General features: G+C 74.7%; 20 protein-coding genes. 10 read left to right on the top strand and 10 right to left on the bottom strand.

Annotation, left to right across the window (positions count from 1 at the left end; translation table 11 throughout):
• Window positions 1-111 precede the first annotated feature (111 nt).
• The gene (locus ABKW28_RS19680) at window positions 112-1,005 is read right to left on the bottom strand and encodes a LysR family transcriptional regulator ArgP (protein ID WP_348612630.1); all 894 of its coding nucleotides are present in this window, start codon (window positions 1,003-1,005) and stop codon (window positions 112-114) included.
• Window positions 1,006-1,074: 69 nt separating this feature from the next.
• Here ABKW28_RS19680 and ABKW28_RS19685 point away from each other — a divergent pair, with 69 nt between their 5' ends.
• A complete protein-coding gene (locus ABKW28_RS19685; RefSeq protein ID WP_348612632.1) occupies window positions 1,075-1,680 on the top strand; it encodes a LysE/ArgO family amino acid transporter in 606 nt (201 codons plus the stop codon).
• A gap of 27 nt (window positions 1,681-1,707) precedes the next feature.
• On the opposite strand, the gene ABKW28_RS19690 is transcribed toward ABKW28_RS19685, so the two are convergent.
• Together ABKW28_RS19690 and ABKW28_RS19695 are read right to left on the bottom strand one after the other, a co-directional pair.
• A complete protein-coding gene (locus tag ABKW28_RS19690; protein ID WP_348612634.1) occupies window positions 1,708-2,571 on the bottom strand; it encodes an MOSC N-terminal beta barrel domain-containing protein in 864 nt (287 codons plus the stop codon).
• Complete coding sequence (locus ABKW28_RS19695) at window positions 2,568-4,310, bottom strand: thioredoxin-like domain-containing protein (protein WP_348612636.1); 1,743 nt, start codon at window positions 4,308-4,310, stop codon at window positions 2,568-2,570. Before ABKW28_RS19695 ends, ABKW28_RS19690 begins: the two co-directional genes overlap by 4 nt.
• 90 nt (window positions 4,311-4,400) lie before the next feature.
• On the opposite strand from ABKW28_RS19695, the gene ABKW28_RS19700 reads away from it, so the two are divergent.
• Entirely contained in the window at window positions 4,401-6,182 is a 1,782-nt protein-coding gene (locus ABKW28_RS19700) for a GAF domain-containing SpoIIE family protein phosphatase (protein WP_348612637.1), read from the top strand.
• A 23-nt stretch (window positions 6,183-6,205) separates the two neighbouring features.
• Here ABKW28_RS19700 and ABKW28_RS19705 read toward each other — a convergent pair whose 3' ends face one another.
• The gene (locus tag ABKW28_RS19705) at window positions 6,206-6,535 is read right to left on the bottom strand and encodes a hypothetical protein (protein WP_348612639.1); all 330 of its coding nucleotides are present in this window, start codon (window positions 6,533-6,535) and stop codon (window positions 6,206-6,208) included.
• A gap of 52 nt (window positions 6,536-6,587) precedes the next feature.
• On the opposite strand from ABKW28_RS19705, the gene ABKW28_RS19710 reads away from it, so the two are divergent.
• Together ABKW28_RS19710 and ABKW28_RS19715 are read left to right on the top strand one after the other, a co-directional pair.
• Window positions 6,588-7,409 carry a maleylpyruvate isomerase family mycothiol-dependent enzyme gene (locus tag ABKW28_RS19710; protein ID WP_348612641.1) on the top strand — a complete coding sequence of 274 codons (822 nt, stop codon included), beginning with the start codon at window positions 6,588-6,590 and terminating at the stop codon, window positions 7,407-7,409.
• Window positions 7,406-8,350 carry an oxidoreductase gene (locus ABKW28_RS19715; RefSeq protein ID WP_348612643.1) on the top strand — a complete coding sequence of 315 codons (945 nt, stop codon included), beginning with the start codon at window positions 7,406-7,408 and terminating at the stop codon, window positions 8,348-8,350. The genes ABKW28_RS19710 and ABKW28_RS19715 overlap by 4 nt, the downstream gene beginning before the upstream one ends.
• A gap of 7 nt (window positions 8,351-8,357) precedes the next feature.
• On the opposite strand, the gene ABKW28_RS19720 is transcribed toward ABKW28_RS19715, so the two are convergent.
• Both ABKW28_RS19720 and ABKW28_RS19725 read right to left on the bottom strand, forming a co-directional pair.
• Window positions 8,358-9,878, bottom strand: coding sequence for a hypothetical protein (locus ABKW28_RS19720; protein ID WP_348612645.1), 1,521 nt, complete (start codon window positions 9,876-9,878; stop codon window positions 8,358-8,360).
• A gap of 4 nt (window positions 9,879-9,882) precedes the next feature.
• Window positions 9,883-10,689 (bottom strand): crotonase/enoyl-CoA hydratase family protein, encoded by an 807-nt coding sequence (locus ABKW28_RS19725; RefSeq protein WP_348612647.1) that lies wholly within the window; start codon window positions 10,687-10,689, stop codon window positions 9,883-9,885.
• Between the two features lie 24 nt (window positions 10,690-10,713).
• Here ABKW28_RS19725 and pgm point away from each other — a divergent pair, with 24 nt between their 5' ends.
• Window positions 10,714-12,363 carry a phosphoglucomutase (alpha-D-glucose-1,6-bisphosphate-dependent) gene (gene pgm / locus ABKW28_RS19730; RefSeq protein WP_348612649.1) on the top strand — a complete coding sequence of 550 codons (1,650 nt, stop codon included), beginning with the start codon at window positions 10,714-10,716 and terminating at the stop codon, window positions 12,361-12,363.
• A gap of 16 nt (window positions 12,364-12,379) precedes the next feature.
• Here the strand turns inward: pgm and ABKW28_RS19735 are convergent, their stop codons facing one another.
• From ABKW28_RS19735 to ABKW28_RS19745, 3 genes are all read right to left on the bottom strand, one after another.
• Window positions 12,380-12,628: a hypothetical protein gene (locus tag ABKW28_RS19735; protein ID WP_348612651.1), complete on the bottom strand. Its 249-nt coding sequence runs from the start codon at window positions 12,626-12,628 to the stop codon at window positions 12,380-12,382.
• 107 nt (window positions 12,629-12,735) lie between these two features.
• Window positions 12,736-13,098 (bottom strand): hypothetical protein, encoded by a 363-nt coding sequence (locus ABKW28_RS19740; protein WP_193668397.1) that lies wholly within the window; start codon window positions 13,096-13,098, stop codon window positions 12,736-12,738.
• Window positions 13,095-13,991, bottom strand: coding sequence for an extradiol ring-cleavage dioxygenase (locus ABKW28_RS19745; RefSeq protein WP_193668398.1), 897 nt, complete (start codon window positions 13,989-13,991; stop codon window positions 13,095-13,097). The genes ABKW28_RS19740 and ABKW28_RS19745 overlap by 4 nt, the downstream gene beginning before the upstream one ends.
• Before the next feature lie 169 nt (window positions 13,992-14,160).
• Between ABKW28_RS19745 and ABKW28_RS19750 the strand changes: the two genes are divergently transcribed.
• Window positions 14,161-14,955 carry an IclR family transcriptional regulator C-terminal domain-containing protein gene (locus ABKW28_RS19750; protein ID WP_348612652.1) on the top strand — a complete coding sequence of 265 codons (795 nt, stop codon included), beginning with the start codon at window positions 14,161-14,163 and terminating at the stop codon, window positions 14,953-14,955.
• A gap of 25 nt (window positions 14,956-14,980) precedes the next feature.
• Here the strand turns inward: ABKW28_RS19750 and ABKW28_RS19755 are convergent, their stop codons facing one another.
• A complete protein-coding gene (locus ABKW28_RS19755) occupies window positions 14,981-16,465 on the bottom strand; it encodes an amidohydrolase family protein (RefSeq protein ID WP_348612654.1) in 1,485 nt (494 codons plus the stop codon).
• A 176-nt stretch (window positions 16,466-16,641) separates the two neighbouring features.
• On the opposite strand from ABKW28_RS19755, the gene ABKW28_RS19760 reads away from it, so the two are divergent.
• The 4 genes from ABKW28_RS19760 to ABKW28_RS19775 are packed head-to-tail and all read left to right on the top strand — an operon-like array spanning window position 16,642 to window position 20,467.
• Window positions 16,642-17,856 carry a CoA transferase gene (locus ABKW28_RS19760; RefSeq protein WP_348612656.1) on the top strand — a complete coding sequence of 405 codons (1,215 nt, stop codon included), beginning with the start codon at window positions 16,642-16,644 and terminating at the stop codon, window positions 17,854-17,856.
• Between the two features lie 9 nt (window positions 17,857-17,865).
• Window positions 17,866-18,678, top strand: coding sequence for a citryl-CoA lyase (locus ABKW28_RS19765; RefSeq protein ID WP_348612658.1), 813 nt, complete (start codon window positions 17,866-17,868; stop codon window positions 18,676-18,678).
• Window positions 18,678-19,667, top strand: coding sequence for a zinc-binding dehydrogenase (locus ABKW28_RS19770; RefSeq protein ID WP_348612660.1), 990 nt, complete (start codon window positions 18,678-18,680; stop codon window positions 19,665-19,667). Before ABKW28_RS19765 ends, ABKW28_RS19770 begins: the two co-directional genes overlap by 1 nt.
• 35 nt (window positions 19,668-19,702) lie before the next feature.
• Window positions 19,703-20,467, top strand: coding sequence for a peptidase E (locus tag ABKW28_RS19775; protein WP_348612662.1), 765 nt, complete (start codon window positions 19,703-19,705; stop codon window positions 20,465-20,467).
• Window positions 20,468-20,851 lie beyond the last annotated feature (384 nt).

The raw sequence follows: 20,851 nt of genomic DNA on the forward strand, positions 1-20,851 counted from the left end.
CACCCGCGCCCCCGACCCACCCGGCCTCATCCCACCCGAACCCACCTGGACCGAGGAATCACCCGGCCACTGGGTCCTCAGCGCCTGAAGTCTGCGGCGGTCGACGAAGGCTCAGGCCCGCAGGTGCCGCCGCGCCGCGCCGCGCACGGCGTCGCTGAGCCGGTCGAGGACCTCGGAGCCCAGCCGCCAGCGCTGCCAGTGCAGCGCCACGTCGAGGTGCTCCTCACCCGCCAGCGCGACGAGCGCCCCGGCCTGCAGGGCGGGCACGAGCTGGGGCTCGGGCACCATCCCCCAGCCGAGCCCGGCCTCGATCGCGGCCACGAAGTCGGCCGAGGTCGGCACCCGGTGCACCACGCGGGGCGGGGCCGCGCCGCGTCGCGCCAGCCACTGGTCCTGCAGGGCGTCCTTGTCGTTGAAGACGACCATCGGCAGCCGCGACCAGTCGGGACGCGCCGCCTCCCCCGGCCCGACCAGGGCGGGGGCCGCCGCGGGCCGGTAGCGCAGCGTCCCCAGCGGCTCGGCCCGGCAGCCCTGCACCGCCACCGGGTCGCTGGTCACCGCACCCAGCACCCGGCCCTCGCGCAGCAGGTCGTGCGACCACGCCTGGTCCTCGACGTGCAGGCCCAGCGCCACCCCCGGCCACTGCGCGACGACCGCCAGCACCTCGCGGAACCAGGTCGCGAGCGAGTCGGCGTTGACCGCCACGCCCAGGTCGAGCAGCGGGACGGCCCCGTCCGCGTCCTCCGGGTCGAGGCCCAGCTCGGCCCGGGCCTCGGCCGCGAGCAGCGCCTGGGCCCGCCCGAGCCGCACCAGCACGGCGCCGGCGTCGGTGGGGGTGCACGGCGTCGCCCGCCGCACGAGCACCTGGCCGACCTCGGACTCCAGGGCGCGGACCCGCTGGCTCACCGCACTGGGCGTCACGTGCAGCGTGCGGGCGGCGGCCTCGAAGGTGCCAGTGTCGCAGACCGCGACCAGGGCGGCGAGCTGGGGTGCGGCGTACGTCATGAAGCAACGCTAAGGCATGCGCAGGAACATTCGCTGTCCTTCACGAACAGCGACGCCTAGCCTCGTCGCATGACCTCCACCGCCCTCGCCGGGCTGCTCGCCGGGCTCGGCCTGATCGTCGCGATCGGCAGCCAGAACGCCTTCGTGCTGCGCCAGGGCCTGGCCCGCCAGCAGGTCGGGCCCGTGGTCGCGGTCTGCGCGCTCTCCGACGCGGCGCTCATCGCCGCAGGCGTGGCCGGCATCGGCACCCTCGTCGAGCAGGCGCCCGGGGTGCTGGTGGTGGTGCGCTGGGCCGGCGCGCTCTTCCTGGCGACGTACGCCGCCCTGTCGCTGCGGCGGGCAGCTCGCGGTGGCGAGACGCTCGAGGCCGCGGCGCAGGGCGTGACCCGGCTGGTGCCGGCGGTGCTGACCACGCTGGCGCTGACCTGGCTCAACCCGCACGTCTACCTCGACACGGTGCTGCTGCTGGGCTCGCTGGCCAGCGGCTACGGCGCCGACGGGCGCTGGGCCTTCGCCGCCGGCGCCGCGCTGGGCTCGGTGGTGTGGTTCGTCGGGCTGGGCTACGGCGCCCGGCTGGCCTCGGGGCTCTTCGCCCGCCCCGGCGCCTGGCGGGTGCTCGACCTGCTGATCGGCATCGTGATGCTCGCCCTGGCCGTCTCGCTCGCGCTGGGCTGACTCCTGGGCTGACCGCTGGGCTGGACCTCAGCGCACCGGCCGGATCGGCCCCGCCCCCGGCTCCACGGCCTCGAGCACCTCGACCGCGTCGCCCTCGCGGATCGTGACCGGGCGCCCGTCGGGCAGGTCGGGCACCAGGTTGGTGCCGAACCAGGTGGCGCCGTCCCAGCGCCGGATCCTGGCCAGCGAGGCGATCGGCTCCTTGCCGCCCTCGGCGGTGCCGGGGTCGAGCGTGGTGATCACGCAGCGCGCGCAGCCCTTGACAGCGCGGAAGTCGACGCCGCCGATGCGGACCCGGCGCCAGTCGTCCTCGGCCCAGGCCGTCACGCCGTCGACGACGACGTTGGGGCGGAAGCGCGTCATCGGCAACGGCTCGTGGGCGCCCTGGCTGCGCTCGAGCACCACGTCGTTGAGGGCCGCGAGCGAGGCCGTGGTGGTGACCAGCAGCGGGTAGCCGTCGGCGAAGGAGACCCGGTCGTCGGGGGCGGCGTACTCGGCCGAGACGGGCCTGCGGGTCGGGTCGTCGAGGTGCACCAGGCGTGCGGGGCGCCCGAGCACCTCGCCGAGCCAGGCGTCGGCCTCCTCGGCGTGGGCGGCGGTCAGCTCGGAGCGCCACAGCCGCACCGGCACCTGGCGGCCCGGGTCGGGGTCGGCCACGTCGAGCGGCTCGGCACCCGGCGCCCGCACGCGCAGCCCGGCGGCGGTGATCTCGGGGTCCAGCAGCAGCAGCGGGTGCACCTCGCGCGCGGTGAGCGCCAGGCCGTCGGGGTCGACGACCATCCAGCGCCGGTCGCCGGCCAGGCCCCACGGCTCCACCGACGCCTCGTCCAGCCGCTCGCCGCGCGCCGACTTCAGCGGGTAGCGGTGGACGGAGCCGAGCCGGGCGCTCACCCGGCACCGCCCAGCGGCAGCGTGAGCACCGCGGGCGCACCGTCGACGACGCGCACCGGCACGCCCCAGTCCTGCTGGTGCATCCGGCAGGCGGCGCCCTCACCGCCCTCGACGTCGCAGGAGGCGGCGCGGGCCGCGACGTGCAGGACGCCCTCGCCGGCGTGCGGGTCGAGCACCAGCGAGCGGGTCAGGGCGGTGCCGCGGCCGGCGCCCTCGCGCAGCAGCCCGGGCGGGGTGGCCTCGACGACCAGCTGGGAGGGCGGGCCGAACCTGTCGTCGACCTTCTGCCCCGGCGGCGGCTCGAAGGTGACGACCAGCTCGACCGCGCCGGAGACCTCGGTCACCGGGCGCTGCGTGGAGTGCGCGAACCCGTCGACGGTCGCCACCGAGCCGAGCGGCACCCGGGCCAGGCGGTGCGCGGCCGACTCGACGACCACGAGCACCGTGGGGTCCTCGGGGTCGAGGTGGGCGCCGCTGGGCTCGGCCAGGCCGGTGGCCAGCGTGGTCAGCGTCGCGGTCGCCGGGTCGAAGCGGCGTACGGCGCCGTTGTAGGTGTCGCACACCGCCACTGAGCCGTCGGGCAGCACGGTGACGCCCAACGGGTGCTGCAGCAGCGCCTGCTCGGCGTCGCCGTCGCGGAAGCCGAAGTCGAAGAGGCCGCTGCCCACGGCCGTGCCCACCTGGGCGTCGGCGTCGACCCAGCGCAGCGACGAGGTCTCGCTGTCGGCCAGCCAGAGCCGGTCGCCGGCCGGCGCGAGGCCGGAGGTCTGGGCGAACCACGCCTCGGCGGCGGGGCCGTCGAGCAGCCCCTCGTGGGCGGTGCCGGCCGCGACCGCCACCTCACCGGTGCGCGGGTCGAGGGTCCACAGCTGGTGGATGCCGGCCATCGCCACCCACACCCGCTCGCCCCACCACGCCACGTCCCACGGCGAGGAGAGCCGGGTGGTGCCGTCGCCGCTCATCCACTGGGTGCCGTCGCCGGCCAGGGTGCGCACCTCGCCGGTCGCCAGCGCGAGCCCGGCGAGCCGGTGCCCGACGGTGTCGGCGACCACGACGTCGTACCCGACCTCGGCCGCCACGTCGGGCGGCAGCAGGCACAGCCCGTTGGGCTCGCGGAAGCCGCCGGTGCGGCGCACCACGGCTCCCCCGGCGTCGAGCTCGACGACCTCGTCGTGGCCCGCGTCGGCGACCAGCACGCCGCCGCCGGGCAGCGGCACCGCCTTGGCCGGGAAGCGCAGGTCGGTCGGCTCCACCACCGGCGGCACGTACGGCGACCCGGCGGGCTGCAGCGTGCCGCGCTCGCGGTGCTGGGGCACCAGGTCGGCCAACAGGGCCTCGATCGCGTGGGCGTGGCCCTCGCCGGCGTACTGCGCCACCACGTAGCCCTCGGGGTCGACCAGCACCAGGGTCGGCCAGGCCCGGGCGGTGTAGGCCTGCCAGGTCACCAGCTCGGGGTCGTCGAGCACCGGGTGGTGCACGCCGTAGCGCTCGACCGCCGCGGCCAGCGCGACCGGGTCGGCCTCGTGGGCGAACTTCGGGCTGTGCACGCCGACCACCACGAGCTCCTCGGCGTACGCCGCCTCGAGGGGGCGCAGCTCGTCGAGGACGTGCAGGCAGTTGACGCAGCAGAACGTCCAGAAGTCCAGCAGCAGGAAGCGCCCGCGCAGGTCGCTCAGGGACAGGGGGCCGTCGGTGTTCAGCCAGCCACGACCGACCAGCTCAGGGGCTCGTACGCGCACCCCGCCATTGTGGCGGGCTCACCCGAACGCGTCCGGGCCGGGACCGGCCTGCGATATCGTGGCCCCTCGAGACGACGGAGGTCGCACGCCATGCCCCACCCCGACCTCCGGGCAGGTCCCGAGGCCGACCTGCACGTGACCTACGACCGCTACGCGCGGATGGTGCGCCGCTCGCTGGGCTCCGACATCGCGCTGGTCAGCCTCGTGGAGGAGCACCGCCAGGTCTTCGTCGGCGCCGACGGGCTGCACGTCGAGACGGCCGGCGAGGTGGCGGACTCGCGCGAGACCCCGCTGACGCACTCCTTCTGCCAGTGGGTGGTGGCCGACCAGGCCCCGCTGGTGATCTCCGACGCGCGGCTCGACGACCGGCTGCACACCAACCTGGCGATCCCCGACCTCGGCGTCATCGGCTACGCCGGCTACCCCATCCGCGACCACCGCGGCACCATCGTCGGCTCGCTCTGCGCGATCACCCACGAGCCGCGCGAGTGGACCGGCGAGGACCTCGCGTCACTGCAGGACCTCGCCGCGGCCTGCTCGAGCGAGCTGGCCCAGCGCGGGCTGCGCGAGGAGGCCGCGCTGGCCGCCGAGTCGGCGGCCACCCTGACCCGGCGCAGCCGGGTGCTGCTGGCCCTGAGCGAGGGCCTGGCCAGCACCCGCACCCTCGGCGACGTCGCCGTGGCCGTCGAGCAGGTCTCGATCGACCAGCTGGGCTGCTCGCGCGCCGGCATCTGGATCGACGACTCCAGCCTGCTGCCGGGCACCTCGGAGCCGGCCCGCGCCGACGCCACCCTGCACTACGTGCCCCGCACCGGCGACGACTGGCGCTCGGCGCAGCTCAACCAGCAGCTGGGCCTGGACCACTCCAACCCGCTGGGCAGCGCGATGGTGCGCCACCGGCCGGTGTGGTTCCGCGACCGCGCCGCCCAGAACGAGCACTACCCCGACCTCGACCTGTCCGCGCAGATCGGGGAGGCCCGCGCCTTCCTGCCGCTCTACGACACCGACGGTCTCGCGCTGGGGGCGATGGCGCTGCTGTGGGACGAGGCCCGCGGCCAGACCGCCGAGGACCTGACCACGATGACCGCGCTGGCGTCGTACACCGCGCAGGCGCTGAGCCGCGCGCTGCTGGTCCAGGAGCGCCTCGACGCCCTGGTGACGCTGCAGAGCGCGCTGCTGCCGGCGCTGCCGCGCAGCACCGCCCACGAGATCGCCGCGCGCTACCGGCCCGCGGCGGCGCGCGACCAGGTCGGCGGCGACTGGTACGACGCCGTGGTGATGCCCGGTGGCGACACCTCGCTGATGATCGGCGACATCGTCGGGCACGACCTCGGCGCGGCCGCGACGATGGGTCAGGTGCGCAACATGCTGCGCGCCATCACCTGGGCCGTCGACGACCGCCCGGCCGCCAACGTGCGGCTGCTCGACCACGCCCTGCACGACCTCGAGGTCGAGGGCCTGGCCACGCTGGTGCACGCCCGCATCGAGACCGACGCCGAGTCCGAGGGCAGCTGGCTGGCCTGGACCAACGCGGGCCACCCGCCGCCGCTGCTGCTGTGCCCCGACGGCCGGGGCCGCTACCTGCAGGACGGCCCGCCCGACCTGATGATCGGCGTGCTGCCCGACGTCGAGCGCGCCGACCAGCGCACCCTCGTCGACGACGGGTCCACCCTGCTGCTCTACACCGACGGGCTGGTGGAGCGGCGCGGCGAGCACCTCGACGAGGGCCTCGAGCGGCTGCGCGAGGCGGGCTCGCGCCACGCGCACCTGCCGGTGGAGAAGTTCCTCGACGCGGTGCTGCGCGACCTCGTCGACGCCGACCTCGACGACGACATCGCCGTGATGGCGGTGCGCTTCACGCCCACCGGCTGAGGCCGACCGCCCCGGGCAGGGGATCAGCCCTGGTCGCGGCGCTCGTGCAGGCGCTGCTGGGCGGCCTCGAGGTAGGCCAGGCAGGGGGCGTCCTCGTCCGGGTGCCGCTCGGTGAGGTGGAAGGTCCAGCGGTCCATCGCGGCCAGGTAGCCGTTGTCGGCCCCGGGCCGGTACGTCGACCAGGGGCGGCGCTCGGTGCGGCCGGTGGCCCGCGCCGAGGCGGCGGTGGTGCACTGCGCGCAGGCGATCCGGTAGACGAAGGAGTCGTCGGCGCCCACGTCGATCGTCACCGCGGACAGTGCGCCCGCCTCGGCCGCGGCCTTGCGAGCCCGTGCCGATCGTGTCGTCGCCATGGGCACCCCTTCCCTCGACGCGCGAGCCTACGGGGGCCTTAGGCTGCGGGCCATGAGCGCCCCCGACGACAGCGACCTCCTCGCCGGCTGGACCCAGACCTGGTGGCAGGCGATCGACGACTTCACCACCCTGCTCGAGGACCTCGACGAGGCCGAGTGGGACACCCCGACCGACCTGGCCGGCTGGGACGTGCGGGCCGTCGCCTCCCACGTGGCCCACCTCGAGCAGGTGCTGGCCAGCGGCGTCGAGGAGCACGCCGAGGTCGGCGAGCCGGCGCACGCCACGGGCCTGATGAACCTCTACACCGAGATCGGCGTCGTGAACCGCCGCGAGGCCTCGCCCGACGCGATCATCAACGAGATCCGCTCGGCCGCGACCACGCGGCGTACGGCGCTGCTGGCCGACCCGCCGAGCGACGCCGCCGCCGCGCCGGAGCGCTCCTTCGGCGGGGTGCCGTGGAGCTGGGGCACGCTGCTGCGCAACCGGCCCCTCGACGTGTGGATGCACGAGCAGGACGTGCGGCGCGCCACCGGCCGGCCCGGCGGCCTGGACAGCGCGCCCGCGCAGCACACCATCGAGTACCTCTCGGAGTCGATGGGCTACGTGCTCGCCAAGAAGGCGGGCGCGCCCGCGGGGACGACGCTGGTGCTCGAGGTGGAGGGCTGCGAGCCGACCGCCTTCGCGGTCGGCGACGACGGTCGCGGCCGCCCGGTGGCCCCGCCGGCGACCCCGACCCTGGCCCTGGAGGTGGACCGCGACACGTTCGTGCGCCTGGTCGGCGGGCGCTGCGCGGCCGAGCCGGGCGCCGTACGCGTCGAGGGCGACCAGGAGCTCGCCGCCCGCGTGCTCGACCAGATGGCCACGACCCCGTGAGCCGCGAGGTCACCACCGACACCTGGCGGCTCGCCGACATCCCCGACCAGGCCGGCCGCACCATCGTGGTCACCGGCCCGTCGGTGGGCGGGCTGGGCCACGCCACGGCGCTCGAGCTGGCCCGCCGCGGCGCCCGCGTGGTGCTCGCCGGGCGCACCCGGGCCAAGCTCGACGAGGCCCGCGACGCGATCGAGGCCGAGGTGCCCGGCGCCGACCTCGAGGAGATGCTGGTCGACGTCTCCGACCTCTCGTCGGTACGCCGCGCGGCGGCCGCCGCCGGCCGGCTGGGCCCGATCCACGTGCTGGTCAACAACGCCGGCGTGATGGCGACGCCCTACTCGCGCACCGCGGACGGCCTCGAGCTGCAGATGGCCACCAACCACTTCGGGCCGTTCCTGCTGACCGGGCTGCTGCTGCCCCAGCTGGTCGCCAGCGAGGGCGGGCGGGTGGTGGCGGTGTCGTCGCAGTTCCACCGCGCCGCGCGCAGCGCCCCGCTGGAGGACCCCCGCGACACGGGGCGCCGCTACTCGCGGTGGCCGGCGTACGCACGCTCCAAGCTGGCCAACCTGCTGTTCACCCACGAGCTCGACCGGCGCTGCCGGGCCGCCGAGGTGCCGGTGCTCGCCACCGCCGCGCACCCCGGATTCGCCGGCAGCCACCTCGCGGCCAACGGCCAGTACGGCCGCACCAGCGGCGGCGTCGCCTCGATCCTCGACGCCGCCATCAAGGCGGTCTCGCAGCCGGTGGCCCACGGGGCCTGGCCGACGCTGATGGCCGCCACCGCCGACCTGCCGGGCGGCACCTACTGCGGCCCGGGTGGGCTGGGCGAGATGTCCGGCGCCCCGCAGGTGGTCACCTCGCGGAGCCTGGCCCACGACGAGGACGCGCAGCGGCGGCTGTGGGAGATCAGCGAGCAGGTCACCGGCGTCCAGTACCCCTGACCGGCCCTCAGCGCTGCTCGTCACGCACCCGGACGAGCCCGGCGAGGGTGGCGGCGTACGCCGCACCGTCGGGGCCGAGGGCGAGCGCCGAGCGGTGGGTGTCGTGCAGGACGCCGCGGCCGGTGCGCACGGAGAAGGCGGGGCGTCCGGTGCGCACGTCGAGGGCGGAGAGGTACCACGCGTCGACGCCCCACCAGCTGCGCCGCTTGGTCCAGGCGTAGAGCAGTCCCGCGGCCGGCGCGAGCGCGGGGGTGGCGGAGGGGGCCACCGCCTCGGAGGTCCAGGCCGGCACGCACTCGCGGCCCACCACGTCGACGCGGGCCAGGCCGCCGGCGGGCACCCGGCCGAGCAGGGTGCGCAGCGGGCCGTCGTAGCCGTGGGTGTTGGCGACCACGACCCCGCGCCCGACCGCCACCAGGGCCCCCTCGGCGGCCGAGGCGTCGTCGTCGAAGAGCTCGCTCTGGCAGACCCGGGCGCCGTCGGCGGCGTCGTGGACCACGACGTGCATCCGCGGGTTGGCGTTGTCGGTGATCGCCACCAGTCCGTCGGCCAGCACCGTCGCGGGCGAGCCGCTGCCCTGGCTGCGCTGGCCGGGCTTGCGGCCGCTGCCGCGCTCGTAGGCGCTGCGCCAGGTGGCGACCGGGTCGCCGCGGCGTACGTCGAGGCGGTGCAGCGCGGCCTGGGTGACGACGTAGACGCCGCCGTCGGGGCCGGTGGCCAGCGGCTGGTCGACCTCCTCGCCGAGCTCGAGCAGCCGCGGCGGGCCGCCGAGGGGGTCGACGAAGCCGGCGCGGCCCTGGCGGGTGACGAACCAGGTGCGGTCGTCGCTGTCGGGCCGCACCGCCAGCAGGCAGTCGTCCTCGGGCAGCACCCCGGTCAGGTCGTGGGTCTCCTCGGTGGTCAGGTCGGCCTCGCCGGCGCCGTCGGCGGTGGCGACCACGAGGATCCGCCGGTCGGCGGTCGGCACCACCACCCGGTCGAGCCCGTCGAGGTGGAACGAGACCTCGGCGCAGGCGTCCCCCGCCTCGGCGGGCGGGTCGGGCAGGTCCTTGCTCGCCAGCGGTCGCAGGGAGTCGGCGTCGACGACCCGCAGGCGCTGGTCGTCACCCTCGCCGCACAGCACCACCAGCCGCCCGCCGGAGGTGAAGACCAGGCCGCCGCACTGGTCGGTGCCGTAGAGCGCCGAGTCGACCTCGGGGCTCAGCCCGAGCGGCCCGTCGTCGGCAGCCGCGTCGGGGGCCACCGCGCTCAGCGGCTGCGGGGTGAAGGGCCGCCCGGTGTAGCCGGGGGTCACCAGGGCGCCCGACCCGCTCGGCATCGGCAGCAGCCCGTCGGGGGCGACGACGACCAGCCCGGTCAGCACCACGGCCGCCAGCGCCCAGGCGGCGACGACGCGGGAGCCGGGCCGCCACGCGCGGCGTACGCGCGGGTGGGCCAGCGACGCGAGCGCCAGCAGCGGCACCAGCGGGCCCAGCCAGAACCACAGCAGGCCCAGGCCGAGCAGGACCGCCGTGCGCCAGAGCCTCACCCGCTCAGCGCTGGCGCGAGCCGAACTCGGGGGTGATCCGGGCGAAGGCGGCCTCGCGGGCGACCTTGGTGTTGCGCGCGAAGAGCAGCCACGCCTGCTCGACCCGTTCGCGGGCGAAGGTGTGGCGAGCCGAGGAGGTCCACGTGTCGTCGAAGAGCCGCTTGGCGGCGGCGAGCTGGTCGGGCGAGCGGGCCTTGAGCTGCTCGGCGAGCTCGAGGGCGGCGGCGACCGGGTCGCTGTCGACCTCGGTGACCAGGCCCAGGTCGTGGGCCTCCTTGCCGGCCAGCGTCTCGGCGGTCATCGTCAGCCGCTTGGCCACGTCGATGCCCACCAGCTCCTTGAGCGAGCGGACCCCCGACATGTCGGGGATGATCCCCCACTTGCCCTCGAGCACCGACCACCTGGAGTCGGGCGTGGCGATGCGGAAGTCGGCGGCCAGGGCGATCTGCAGCCCGCCGCCCAGGCAGTGCCCGTGCACCGCCGCGATCACCGGCACCGGCAGCCGCCGCCAGGCCCAGCAGGCCTCCTGGAAGGTGTTGGTGCCGCGCCAGGGCCGCGGCACGAAGGCCAGCGCCACCCGGCCCGGGGTGCGCATCACGGTGGCGAAGTCGAGACCGGCGCAGAACGCGTCGCCCTCGCCGGAGAGCACCACCGCCCGGATCGACCGGTCGCGGCGCAGCATCCGCGCCGTCGAGACCAGCTCGTCGAGCACGTCGAGGGTCAGCGCGTTGAGCTTGTCGGGGCGGTCGAGGCGCACGTGGGCGATGCCGTCCTCGATGGTGCAGGCGACGTGTCCGGGCCGGTGGGTCATGCGCTCATGATGCATGATGCACAGATGAGCCACGAGCGTGCCGGGACCACCGCCGAGCCAGCCGACCTCATCGACGTCGCGCAGGTCGTGACCGCGTACTACACCGGCGTCCCCGACCCCGAGGACCCCGACCAGCAGGTCGCCTTCGGCACCAGCGGGCACCGCGGCTCCTCGCTGCGCACCGCCTTCAACGAGACCCACATCCTGGCCACCACGCAGGCGATCTGCGACTACCGCCGCGAGCAGGGGTACGACGGCCCGCTGTTCATCGGCCGCGACACCCACGCGCTCTCGGAGCCGGCGTGGTCGACGGCGCTGGAGGTCCTGGTCGCCAACGACGTCACCGTGCTGGTCGACGACCGCGACGGCTACACGCCCACCCCGGCGGTCTCCCACGCGATCCTGCGAGCCAACGGGTCTCGACCGGCGGGGTCGGGATCGGGGCTGGCCGACGGCATCGTGGTCACCCCCTCGCACAACCCGCCCGCCGACGGCGGCTTCAAGTACAACCCGCCCCACGGCGGCCCGGCCGACTCCGACGCCACGAAGGTGATCGCGGCGCGGGCCAACGAGCTGATCCGCGGCGGCCTCGACGGCGTGGGGCGGGTGCCGTTCGCGCGGGCCCGGGCGGCAGCGACGGCGTACGACTTCCTGGGCACCTACGTCGACGACCTGCCCACCGTGGTCGACCTCGAGGCGATCCGCCGGGCGGGGGTGCGCATCGGCGCCGACCCGCTGGGCGGGGCGTCGGTGGCCTACTGGGGCGAGATCGCCGATCGGCACGGCCTCGACCTCACCGTGGTCAACCCGCTGGTCGACCCGACGTGGCGCTTCATGACCCTCGACTGGGACGGCAAGATCCGGATGGACTGCTCGTCGCCGTCGGCGATGGCCTCGTTGGTGGCCCAGAAGGACGCCTACGACATCGCCACCGGCAACGACGCCGACGCCGACCGGCACGGCATCGTCACCCCCGACGCCGGGCTGATGAACCCCAACCACTTCCTGGCCGTGGCGATCGGGCACCTCTTCGGCGGCGCCCGCCCCGACTGGCCGGCCACCGCGCGGATCGGCAAGACGCTGGTCTCGTCGTCGATGATCGACCGGGTCGCGGCCTCGCTCGACAAGCCGCTGGTCGAGGTGCCGGTGGGCTTCAAGTGGTTCGTGCCGGGGCTGCTCGACGGCTCGTTCGGCTTCGGCGGCGAGGAGTCGGCGGGGGCCTCGTTCCTGCGCCGCGACGGATCGGTGTGGACCACCGACAAGGACGGCCTGCTGCTGTGCCTGCTCGGCGCCGAGATCCTCGCCACCAGCGGGTCGACGCCCTCGCAGCAGTACGCCGCACTGGTCGCCGAGCACGGCGACCCGGCGTACGCCCGGGTGGACGCCCCGGCGACCCGGGAGGAGAAGGCGGCCCTGGCCGCGCTGAGCCCCGACGCGGTGAGCGCCACCGAGCTCGCCGGTGAGCCGATCACCGGCCGGCTCACCGAGGCGCCCGGCAACGGCGCCGCGATCGGCGGGCTGAAGGTCACCACCGAGTCGGCCTGGTTCGCCGCACGCCCCTCGGGCACCGAGGACGTCTACAAGATCTACGCCGAGTCCTTCCGCGGCGCCGACCACCTCGCCCAGGTGCAGGCCGAGGCCCGCGAGGTGGTCGGCGCCGCCCTGGGCGGCTGAGGGGCCCGTCGGGCCGTCAGCCCATGCCCATGACGAGCGCCGCGCCCAGCGCCATGCCGACGATCGTGGTCACGATGGAGCCGATGCCGACGTAGAGCCCGAAGGGCTTGTCGCCCTTGGAGTGGGCCACGAAGCCCAGCACGGCGCCGATCGGGCCGAGCACGATCGGAAGGACCACCAGCGCGAGGACGCCGAGGACGGCGCCGATGATCGACAGGGTGCGCCCGGGCTTGGTGCCGGCGGTGCTGGTCTGGGTCTGGGACATGGGTCTTCCTCTCGTCGGCGGTGGCGCCCGTGGGCGCCGCGTCCTGGCAGGCATGCCCGGTCGCGCCGACGTCTACACCTCACCCCCAGTCGCCTGGGGAGGGCGCGTCAGGTGCTGATGTCGGGGTAGGGCATGGAGACGTGCGAGAGCCGGGCCGCGTAGTCGAGCTGCATGCCGAGCGGCTCGTCGAAGTCGCGCTCGAACATCGCGATCCACAGCGTCAGCGTGAGGAACGGGTGCGCCCCCATCTCGAAGAGCCGCACGTGGTCGTGGGTGGCCAGCGCGTCGCGCTCCTCGTCGGTGAAGCGCAGCCAGGTGCTCTTCTCGGCGTCGATGCAGCTGAGGATCCGGTTGGCCTCCTCGGCCTCCCACCAGGCCACGGTGCCGGCCGGGTCCTCGCGGTAGCGCTCGGTCAGCGCGGCGTCGCGGTCGATGGTGAAGAGGAACTTGTCGACCAGGTACTTGCTCACAGCAGGGACCCCCTCGAGGTCAGCGGCGGGCCGTCCAGCAGGTCCGGCTCGGGATACCAGGTGAAGTAGGCCTCCATGGTGTGGAACAGGCTGAGGTTGTCGGCGTAGTCGGCGCGGGCGTGGCCCGCGATGCCCATCATCAGCATGAAGTCCATGAAGCCGTGGGTGGCGTTGCCCGGCTCGTGCAGGCTGTCGAGGCTGACCCCGGCCAGGCAGCCGTCGATGTCGCCCTGCGCGATCCACTCGACGGCCTTGGCGTCGAACTCGGGGTCCGGTCCGGTCGGGCCGAACTGGCGCGGCCCGCCCAGCTCGAGCGAGAGGTGACCGGTGCCGATGACCGCGACCCGCAGGTGGCTGGGCCAGGCCTCGATGACCTCGCGGATGGTGCGGCCCAGCTGCACGAAGCGCTCGGGCCGGGGCAGGGGCGGGGCGAAGATGTTGGTGTAGATCGGCACGATCGGCAGGTCGTTCTGCGGACGCACGGTGAAGATCGGGCAGGTGATGGAGTGGTCGACGCGCAGCTCGTTGGAGAAGGCCAGGTCGAAGCCCCGGTCGATCCCCTCGCGCAGCATGTAGGCCGAGAGCTCCTCGTCACCGCGCAGGAGCAGCTTGGGCATCCCGAACTCGCGGACCTCGTTCTCCCAGTTGCCGTCGTAGAACGGCGCCTTGCCCACCAGGAACTGCGGCATGTTGTCGAGCCAGAGCTGGTGGAAGTGGTCGGAGCCGACCATCACCAGCACGTCGGGCCGCGCCCGCGTCAGGGTCTCGCGGTAGGCCTCCACCCGGCGTACCCACTCGGCCGCGAAGGGCGGCGCCTCCTGCGGCGCCAGCTGGCTGGTGCGGTAGTAGAACGGGTGGTGGGTCGTGGCCAGGATGGCCACCAGCTTCGCCATCTCAGGCGCTCCTCTCGGCCGGCGTCCGCCGGGATCGTGTGGATCGTGTGGATCGTGTCGTACAGGTGTCCGCATGACGGTGCGGAAGGGCCGATCCTGGCCTCCTGAGCGTCCGCTGTGCGAACATCATCGGCACAGAGCTCGAGACACCAAGCACAGGAGGACGGTCGTGGCAGGTCGTGGCAGTGGACCGGACTTCGTCGAGGCCCTGGCCCGCGGGCTCGACGTGCTCAGCTGCTTCGACGCGCGGCACCGCGAGCTGACGCTCGCCGAGGTCGCCGCGGCCACCGACCTGACCCGCCCCACGGCCCGGCGCCTGCTGCTCACGCTCGAGGAGCTCGGCTACGTGCGCGCCGACGCGGGCCGCTTCGCGCTGACCCCCCGGGTGCTGCGCCTGGGCTCGGCCTACGCCAGCTCCCTGGGCCTGTGGGAGATGGCGCGACCGCACCTCGAGGCGCTGGTCGCGCGCACCGGGGAGTCGTCGTCCATGTCGCAGCTCGACGGCAGCGACATCGTCTACGTGGCCCGCGTGGCGGTGCCCAAGATCATCGCCCTGCGCGTCGACATCGGCACCCGCTTCCCGGCGGTGACCACCTCGCAGGGCAAGGTGCTGCTCGCCGCCCTCGACGACGACCAGCGCGCCCGCGCACTGGCCGAGCCGACCCGCTCGGGCCTGCCCGAGCCGTCGTACGACGCCGCCGCCCTCGCCGACGAGCTGCGCACCGTCCGGGCGCGGGGCTGGGCGCTGGCCGACGAGGAGCTGGCCCGCGGGGTGCGCTCGGTGGCGGTGCCGGTGCGCGACGGCGAGGGGGTGGTGCGCGCGGCCATGAACGTCACCGTGCACGCCGCCGAGACCAGTCTCGAGACGCTCACCGACGAGCACCTGCCGAGGCTGCTGCACACCGCCAGCCAGGTGGCCGCCGACTGGGCGCTGTGGCAGGCCCGCCCCCAGGTCGGGGGCTAGGCGCGCGCGGAGGTCCATCGCCGGCTCAGCGGGTGTGCGTGGAGGAGTCGGCGTACTCGGTGTAGGTGTAGGGGTTGTCGAGGACCTTGGACTCGGGGATCTCGGGGTTCATCCCGGCGACCCACTCCTCCTCCCCCAGGCTGGAGCGCAGGTGCTCGACGGTCTCCTCGATGACCCGGCGGGCCTTGCCCAGGTCGGCGCCGACCAGCTTGTGCTCGTGCTTGACCACGCGCCCGTCGACCAGCACGGTGTGCACGTCGCCGCGCTGGGCCTGCAGCACCACGTGCCCGAAGGGGTTGAGGATCGGGAACATCACCGGCGAGTCGTCGTTCTTGACCAGCACCACGTCGGCCTTCTTGCCCACCTCGAGGCTGCCGACCACGCTCTCCATGCCCAGTGCCCTGGCACCGCCGCGGGTGGCCCACTCGACGACGTCGGCGGCGCGGACCGCCAGGTGGGTCACGGTCTGGTTGGCCGACTGCGCCTCGTGGTGCTCGCGGGTGTGGTCGCTGCCCAGGGTGGAGCGCATCGCGGAGAAGATGTCGGCGCTCTGCCACACGCTGGTGTCCATCGACAGCGAGATCGGGATGCCGTGGCGGCGCAGCGCCCAGCTCGACGGGTAGCCCTGCCCGCAGGTCGACTCGCTCTCCGAGGCCACCGAGGCCGTGCCGCCGGTGGCGGCGATGCGCTGGTAGGAGTCGTCGCTGAGGCTGGCGGCGTGGACGTAGACGGTCTCGGGGGTCATGAACCCGTGCTCGTGCATCAGCCGGATGCCGTCGTCGTTGGTCGCCCCCCACACGCCGGCGTGGGTGGTGACCGGGGCGCCGAGCTCGCGGGCCACCTCGAAGGCCGCCTTCTCGGGGAACGCCGGGTCGCCGGTGACGTCGAAGGCCATCTGGAAGCCGAGCATGTCGCTGCGGGTCATCCGCCGCTCGACGAAGTCGCGGAACTGCGGCGAGGCCGACCACTCCCACGGCCCGGCCTGGATGTTGCCGTAGGCGAAGACGAAGCGGCCCGGGACCTCCTCGAGCGCGTCGACGGCGGCGTCGGCGTGGTCGACGGTGTGCAGGTTGTGCGACCAGTCGACGCTGGTGGTGACGCCGGCCTCGAGCGCCTCGAGCCCGCTGAGCAGGTTGCCGGCGTAGACGTCCTGGGGGCGGAACTTGCGACCGTGCTCGAGGTAGTTCCACACGAAGTACTGCGTCAGGGTCCAGTCGGCGCCGTAGCCGCGCACGGCGGTCTGCCACATGTGGCGGTGCGTGTCGATCATGCCCGGCATCACGATGCCGCCGGAGGCGTCGATCTCGACGGTGCCCTCGGGCACGGGCAGGGCGTGGCCGATCGCCTCGATCCGCTGCCCGACGACCAGCACGTCGGCTCCCTCCAGCACGGTGCGCTGCGGGTCCATGGTCAGCACCGTGCCGCCGCGCAGCACCACCGCGGGCGCCGCCGCGAGGTCGGCCTCGGAGAGGTGCGTGGACGGGCGGGCGGACGGGGTGGCTGACGTCATCTCGGGTGACCTCCGTGCTGGGTGCGGACATCTGTCCGTTGTGCCGCCAGCGTGGAGTAACGTGGGTCACGTGTCAACCCCCTCGGGGTACCTGGCCGCCACCCCTTGACACCAGCGCGACCGTCAGGACAGATTGGCGGACACATGTCCGCTAGACGGCAAACTCAGGAGCCACCGTGACGACCACCCGCACCGACACCCCGGGCCAGACGCCCCCGACGGGCCCGCTGGCCGGGCTCCTGGTCGCCGACTTCTCGCGGGTCCTGGCCGGTCCGTACGCGACCATGCTGCTCGCCGACCTGGGCGCCGAGGTGGTGAAGGTCGAGAGCCCGGCCGGCGACGACACCCGCCACTGGGTGCCGCCGCGGCGCGGCGACGTCGGCACCTACTACCTGGGCGTCAACCGCAACAAGCGCTCGATCGTGCTGGACCTCAAGGACGACGACGACCTGTCGGTGGCCCAGGAGCTCTCCCGCCGCGCCGACGTCTTCATCCACAACTTCAAGCCCGGCGGGCTCGACCGGTTCGCCCTGGGCTACGACGACGTCGCGGCGCGCAACCCCGCCAGCGTCTACTGCTCGATCAGCGGCTTCGGCTCCGCCGGCGGCGCCTCGCTGCCCGGCTACGACCTGCTGGTGCAGGGCATGTCGGGTCTGATGAGCCTGACCGGCAGCCCGGAGGGCGAGCCGTACCGCGCCGGCATCTCGGTCTTCGACGTGATGACGGGGCTGCACTCGGTGATCGGCATCCTCGCGGCGCTGCGCCACCGCGAGAGCACCGGCGAGGGCCAGCACGTCGAGACCAACCTGCTCTCGACCGCGATGTCCTCGCTGGTCAACCAGACCTCGGCGTACGTCGCCGGGGGCGTGGTGCCGCACCGGATGGGCAACTCCCACCTGAGCCTGTTCCCCTACGAGCCGCTGGCCACCGGTGACGGCGACCTGATCGTGGTCGCCGGCAACGACGGGCAGTTCCGGCGCCTGGTCGAGGCCATCGGCGCCCCCGAGCTGGCCGACGACGAGCGCTTCGCCAGTGTCGGCGACCGCAACGAGCGGCGCGAGGAGCTGCGCCCGCTGCTGCTCGAGCGCCTGGCCACCCGCTCGGCCCAGGAGTGGTTCGCCCTGCTGTCGGAGGCCGGCATCCCCTGCGGGCCCATCAACGACGTGCAGGGCGGCGTCGAGCTGGCCGAGTCGCTGGGCCTGGAGCCGGTGGCGATGGCCGGCGACGTGCCGACGGTGCGCAACCCGATCCGCTTCAGCGCCAGCCCGGCGCGCTACGACCTGCCCCCGCCGGGGCTCGACGAGCACGGCGAGGAGGTCCGCGCCTGGCTCGGCTTCGGACCCCACCCCCACCAGACCCCGCCGGCCGACCCGCCGGTCCCCTCGGCCTGAGGAGCTGACGTGAGCGACCCGACCCTCCCCTCCTTCCCCACCTCGCTGGGCACCTCCGAGGGCACCACCATCACGCTGATGGGCCAGGACCTGGCCACCGAGCTGATGGGCGAGGTCTCCTTCGGCGAGCTGGCCTACCGCCTGCTGACGCTGGAGGTGCCCACCCCGCAGCAGTCCCGGCTCTTCGAGGCCGTGCTCATCGGCCTGGCCGACCACGGCTTCACCCCGACCGCGATCGCGGCCCGGCTGACCTGGCTCAGCGCCCCCGACTCGATCCAGGGCGCGCTGGCCGCCGGCCTGCTCGGCGGGGGCTCCCGCTTCCTGGGCGTCACCGAGGACACCGGCCGCTTCCTCGGCGAGGTGCTGGCCGGGCTCGAGGAGCACCCCACCGACGAGGCCGGCTGGGACGCGGTCGCCGAGACCGCCGTACGCCGCCGCAAGGAGGCCGGCCGCTTCGTGCCGGGCCTGGGCCACCCCGTGCACAAGGACGGCGACCCGCGCACCCCGCGGCTGGTGCAGATCGCCCACGAGGAGGACCTCTACGGCCCGCACCTGGCGCTCTTCGAGGCGGTCGGGCGCGCCCACGAGACCGTCCTGGGCCGGCGGCTGCCGCTCAACGGCGCCGGCGTCAGCGGCGCGGCCCTGGCCGACCTGGGCATCCCCCAGGAGCTGCTGCGCGGCACCGTGCTCCTGGCGCGGTGCGCGGGCCTGCTGGGCCACATCGCCGAGGAGATCCGCCGCCCGATCGCCAACGACATCTACATGAGCGTCGACCGCAACGCGGTCTACGTCGACCCCACCGAGACCGCACCGGAGGCCTGATGCGCGCCGCGCAGCTGCACACCTGCGGGGAGCCCCCGCACGTCGTCGACGCCGAGGCGCCCACCCGGGCGCCCGGCCAGGCGCTGGTGGCGGTCGGCGCCGCGCCGATCACCCCGCTCGACCTGCTCTGCGCGAGCGGCACGTCGTACTTCGGACGGCCGGACACGCCCTACGTGCCGGGCGTGCAGGGCGTCGGCGTGGTGCGGGAGTCCGACACGCTGGCGGTGGGCACGCGGGTGTGGTTCCCGACCACCGCGGGCATGGCGCCCGGTGACGGCGCCATGGCCGAGCTCGCGGTGGCCGCCGACGACGAGCTGGTGCCGGTCGGCGACGCGGTCGACGACGTGCACCTGGCCGCGCTGGGCCTCTCGGCCATCGCCGCCTGGACCGCCCTGCTGCTGCGCGGCGGCCTGCGCGCGGGCGAGCGGGTGCTGGTGCTCGGCGCCAGTGGCGTGGTCGGCCAGGTCGCGCTGCAGGCCGCGCGGCTGCACGGGGCCGGGGCGGTCTTCGGGGCCGCGATGGAGGAGGGCGCCGACGACCGCGCCCGCGAGCTGGGCGCCGACGGGTTCGTGCGGCTGCGCCGCGACGACGACGCGGACGACCTGACCGGGCGGATGCGGGAGGTGGTCGGCGAGGTCGACCTCGTCCTCGACCCGCTGTGCGGGGTGCCGGCGAGCGCCGCCCTGGCCTGCCTGGCCCCGCACGGGCGCCTGGTCAACCTCGGCAGCAGCGCCGGCGCCAGCGCCACCTTCTCCTCCGCCCACCTGCGCAGCGGCAGCCGCTCGGTGCTGGGCTACACCAACAACGACCTCACCCCCGAGCAGCGCCGCGAGGCGCTGGCCCAGATCGAGGAGCACGCCGCGGCCGGCCGCCTCGCGGTGCCCTTCGAGGCCTTCGCCCTCGACGAGGCGGCCACTGCCTGGGCCCGCCAGGCCGCGGGCGAGGTCCGCGGCCGCGCCGTGCTCGTGCCCGGCGCACCGAGGGGCTGAGCCGTACCCGGCGCCGGTCGGGGAGAGTGGGCCCCATGACCCAGCAGACGATCCTGACGATGGGCGGGGGCGGCTTCTCGATGGCCGACGACCCCGCCGTCGCGACCCCCCTCGACGACTTCCTGCTCTCGCTGGTCGAGCGCCCGCGCGGCGCCGGCGGGCTGCCGCGGGTCTGCTTCGTGCCGACCGCGAGCGGCGACGCGGCGTCGTACGTCGACGGGTTCACGACCGCCTTCGCCGGGCGCGCCGAGACCAGCGTGCTGCCGCTCTTCTCCTACGACCAGATCCCCGGCGGCGACCTGAGAGCGCACGTGCTGGCCCAGGACGTCGTCTACGTCGGCGGCGGCTCCACCGCCAACCTGCTGGCGCTGTGGCGTCTGCACGGCCTCGACGAGGTGCTGCGCGAGGCGGCGGCCGCCGGCACGGTGCTCGCCGGCATCAGCGCCGGCATGAACTGCTGGTACGACGGCTCGGTCACCGACTCCTACGGCCCCCTCGCCGCCCTGCCCGACGGCCTGGGGCTGCTGCCCGGCAGCGCCTGCCCGCACTACGACGGCGAGGCCGAGCGCCGCCCCACCTACCTCGACCTCGTCGGCACCGGCGCCCTGCCCGCCGGCTACGCCGCCGACGACGGCTGCGCCCTGCTGTGGCGCGACGGCGAGTTCGTCGAGGCGGTCTCGGAGCGCGAGGGCGCCGGCGCCTACCGCGTGCACCGCGCGGGCGACGCCCTCGACACCGGCGACGCCGTCGAGTCCCTCGAGGTCGCCGAGAGCCCCCTCGAGGTCCGCCTCCTCCCCTGACCCCACCGCTGCGCGAGCAGCAAGGAGCGCCAGCGACCCACCGTTGGTCGAGCAGGGAGGAGCGCCAGCGACGAGCGACGCCGAGACCTCGTGAGGACCGCGCCCGCCGTACGCCATGGAGTCGCCGGTTTCGAGACGGTTGCTGCGCAACCTCCTCAACCAACGGCTCCGTTGGTCGAGCAGGGAGGAGCGCCAGCGACGAGCGACGCCGAGACCCCGTGAGCACCGCGCCCGCCGTACGCCATGGAGTCACCGGGTTTCGAGCAACCCAGCGGCCAACCCCGGGCCGCGCCATGGCGCGGGGAAGTCGACACATCGGTCACTCCAGGCCAACGGCGTCTCAGGAGTGTCGTACTTCCGTATCAGACGGTTGCTGCGCAACCT

Source organism: Nocardioides sp. 31GB23 (assembly GCF_040012395.1).
In the GTDB taxonomy this organism is placed as follows: Bacteria; Actinomycetota; Actinomycetes; order Propionibacteriales; family Nocardioidaceae; genus Nocardioides; species Nocardioides salarius.

Bases quoted from the DNA above. Each gene is read 5' to 3' on its own strand.
- ABKW28_RS19680 (WP_348612630.1), bottom strand. From the start codon at position 1,005: ATGACGTACGCCGCACCCCAGCTCGCCGCCCTGGTCGCGGTCTGCGAC.
- ABKW28_RS19685 (WP_348612632.1), top strand. From the start codon at position 1,075: ATGACCTCCACCGCCCTCGCCGGGCTGCTCGCCGGGCTCGGCCTGATC.
- ABKW28_RS19700 (WP_348612637.1), top strand. From the start codon at position 4,401: ATGCCCCACCCCGACCTCCGGGCAGGTCCCGAGGCCGACCTGCACGTG.
- ABKW28_RS19705 (WP_348612639.1), bottom strand. From the start codon at position 6,535: ATGGCGACGACACGATCGGCACGGGCTCGCAAGGCCGCGGCCGAGGCG.
- ABKW28_RS19710 (WP_348612641.1), top strand. From the start codon at position 6,588: ATGAGCGCCCCCGACGACAGCGACCTCCTCGCCGGCTGGACCCAGACC.
- ABKW28_RS19725 (WP_348612647.1), bottom strand. From the start codon at position 10,689: ATGACCCACCGGCCCGGACACGTCGCCTGCACCATCGAGGACGGCATC.
- pgm (WP_348612649.1), top strand. From the start codon at position 10,714: ATGAGCCACGAGCGTGCCGGGACCACCGCCGAGCCAGCCGACCTCATC.
- ABKW28_RS19735 (WP_348612651.1), bottom strand. From the start codon at position 12,628: ATGTCCCAGACCCAGACCAGCACCGCCGGCACCAAGCCCGGGCGCACC.
- ABKW28_RS19745 (WP_193668398.1), bottom strand. From the start codon at position 13,991: ATGGCGAAGCTGGTGGCCATCCTGGCCACGACCCACCACCCGTTCTAC.
- ABKW28_RS19755 (WP_348612654.1), bottom strand. From the start codon at position 16,465: ATGACGTCAGCCACCCCGTCCGCCCGCCCGTCCACGCACCTCTCCGAG.
- ABKW28_RS19770 (WP_348612660.1), top strand. From the start codon at position 18,678: ATGCGCGCCGCGCAGCTGCACACCTGCGGGGAGCCCCCGCACGTCGTC.
- ABKW28_RS19775 (WP_348612662.1), top strand. From the start codon at position 19,703: ATGACCCAGCAGACGATCCTGACGATGGGCGGGGGCGGCTTCTCGATG.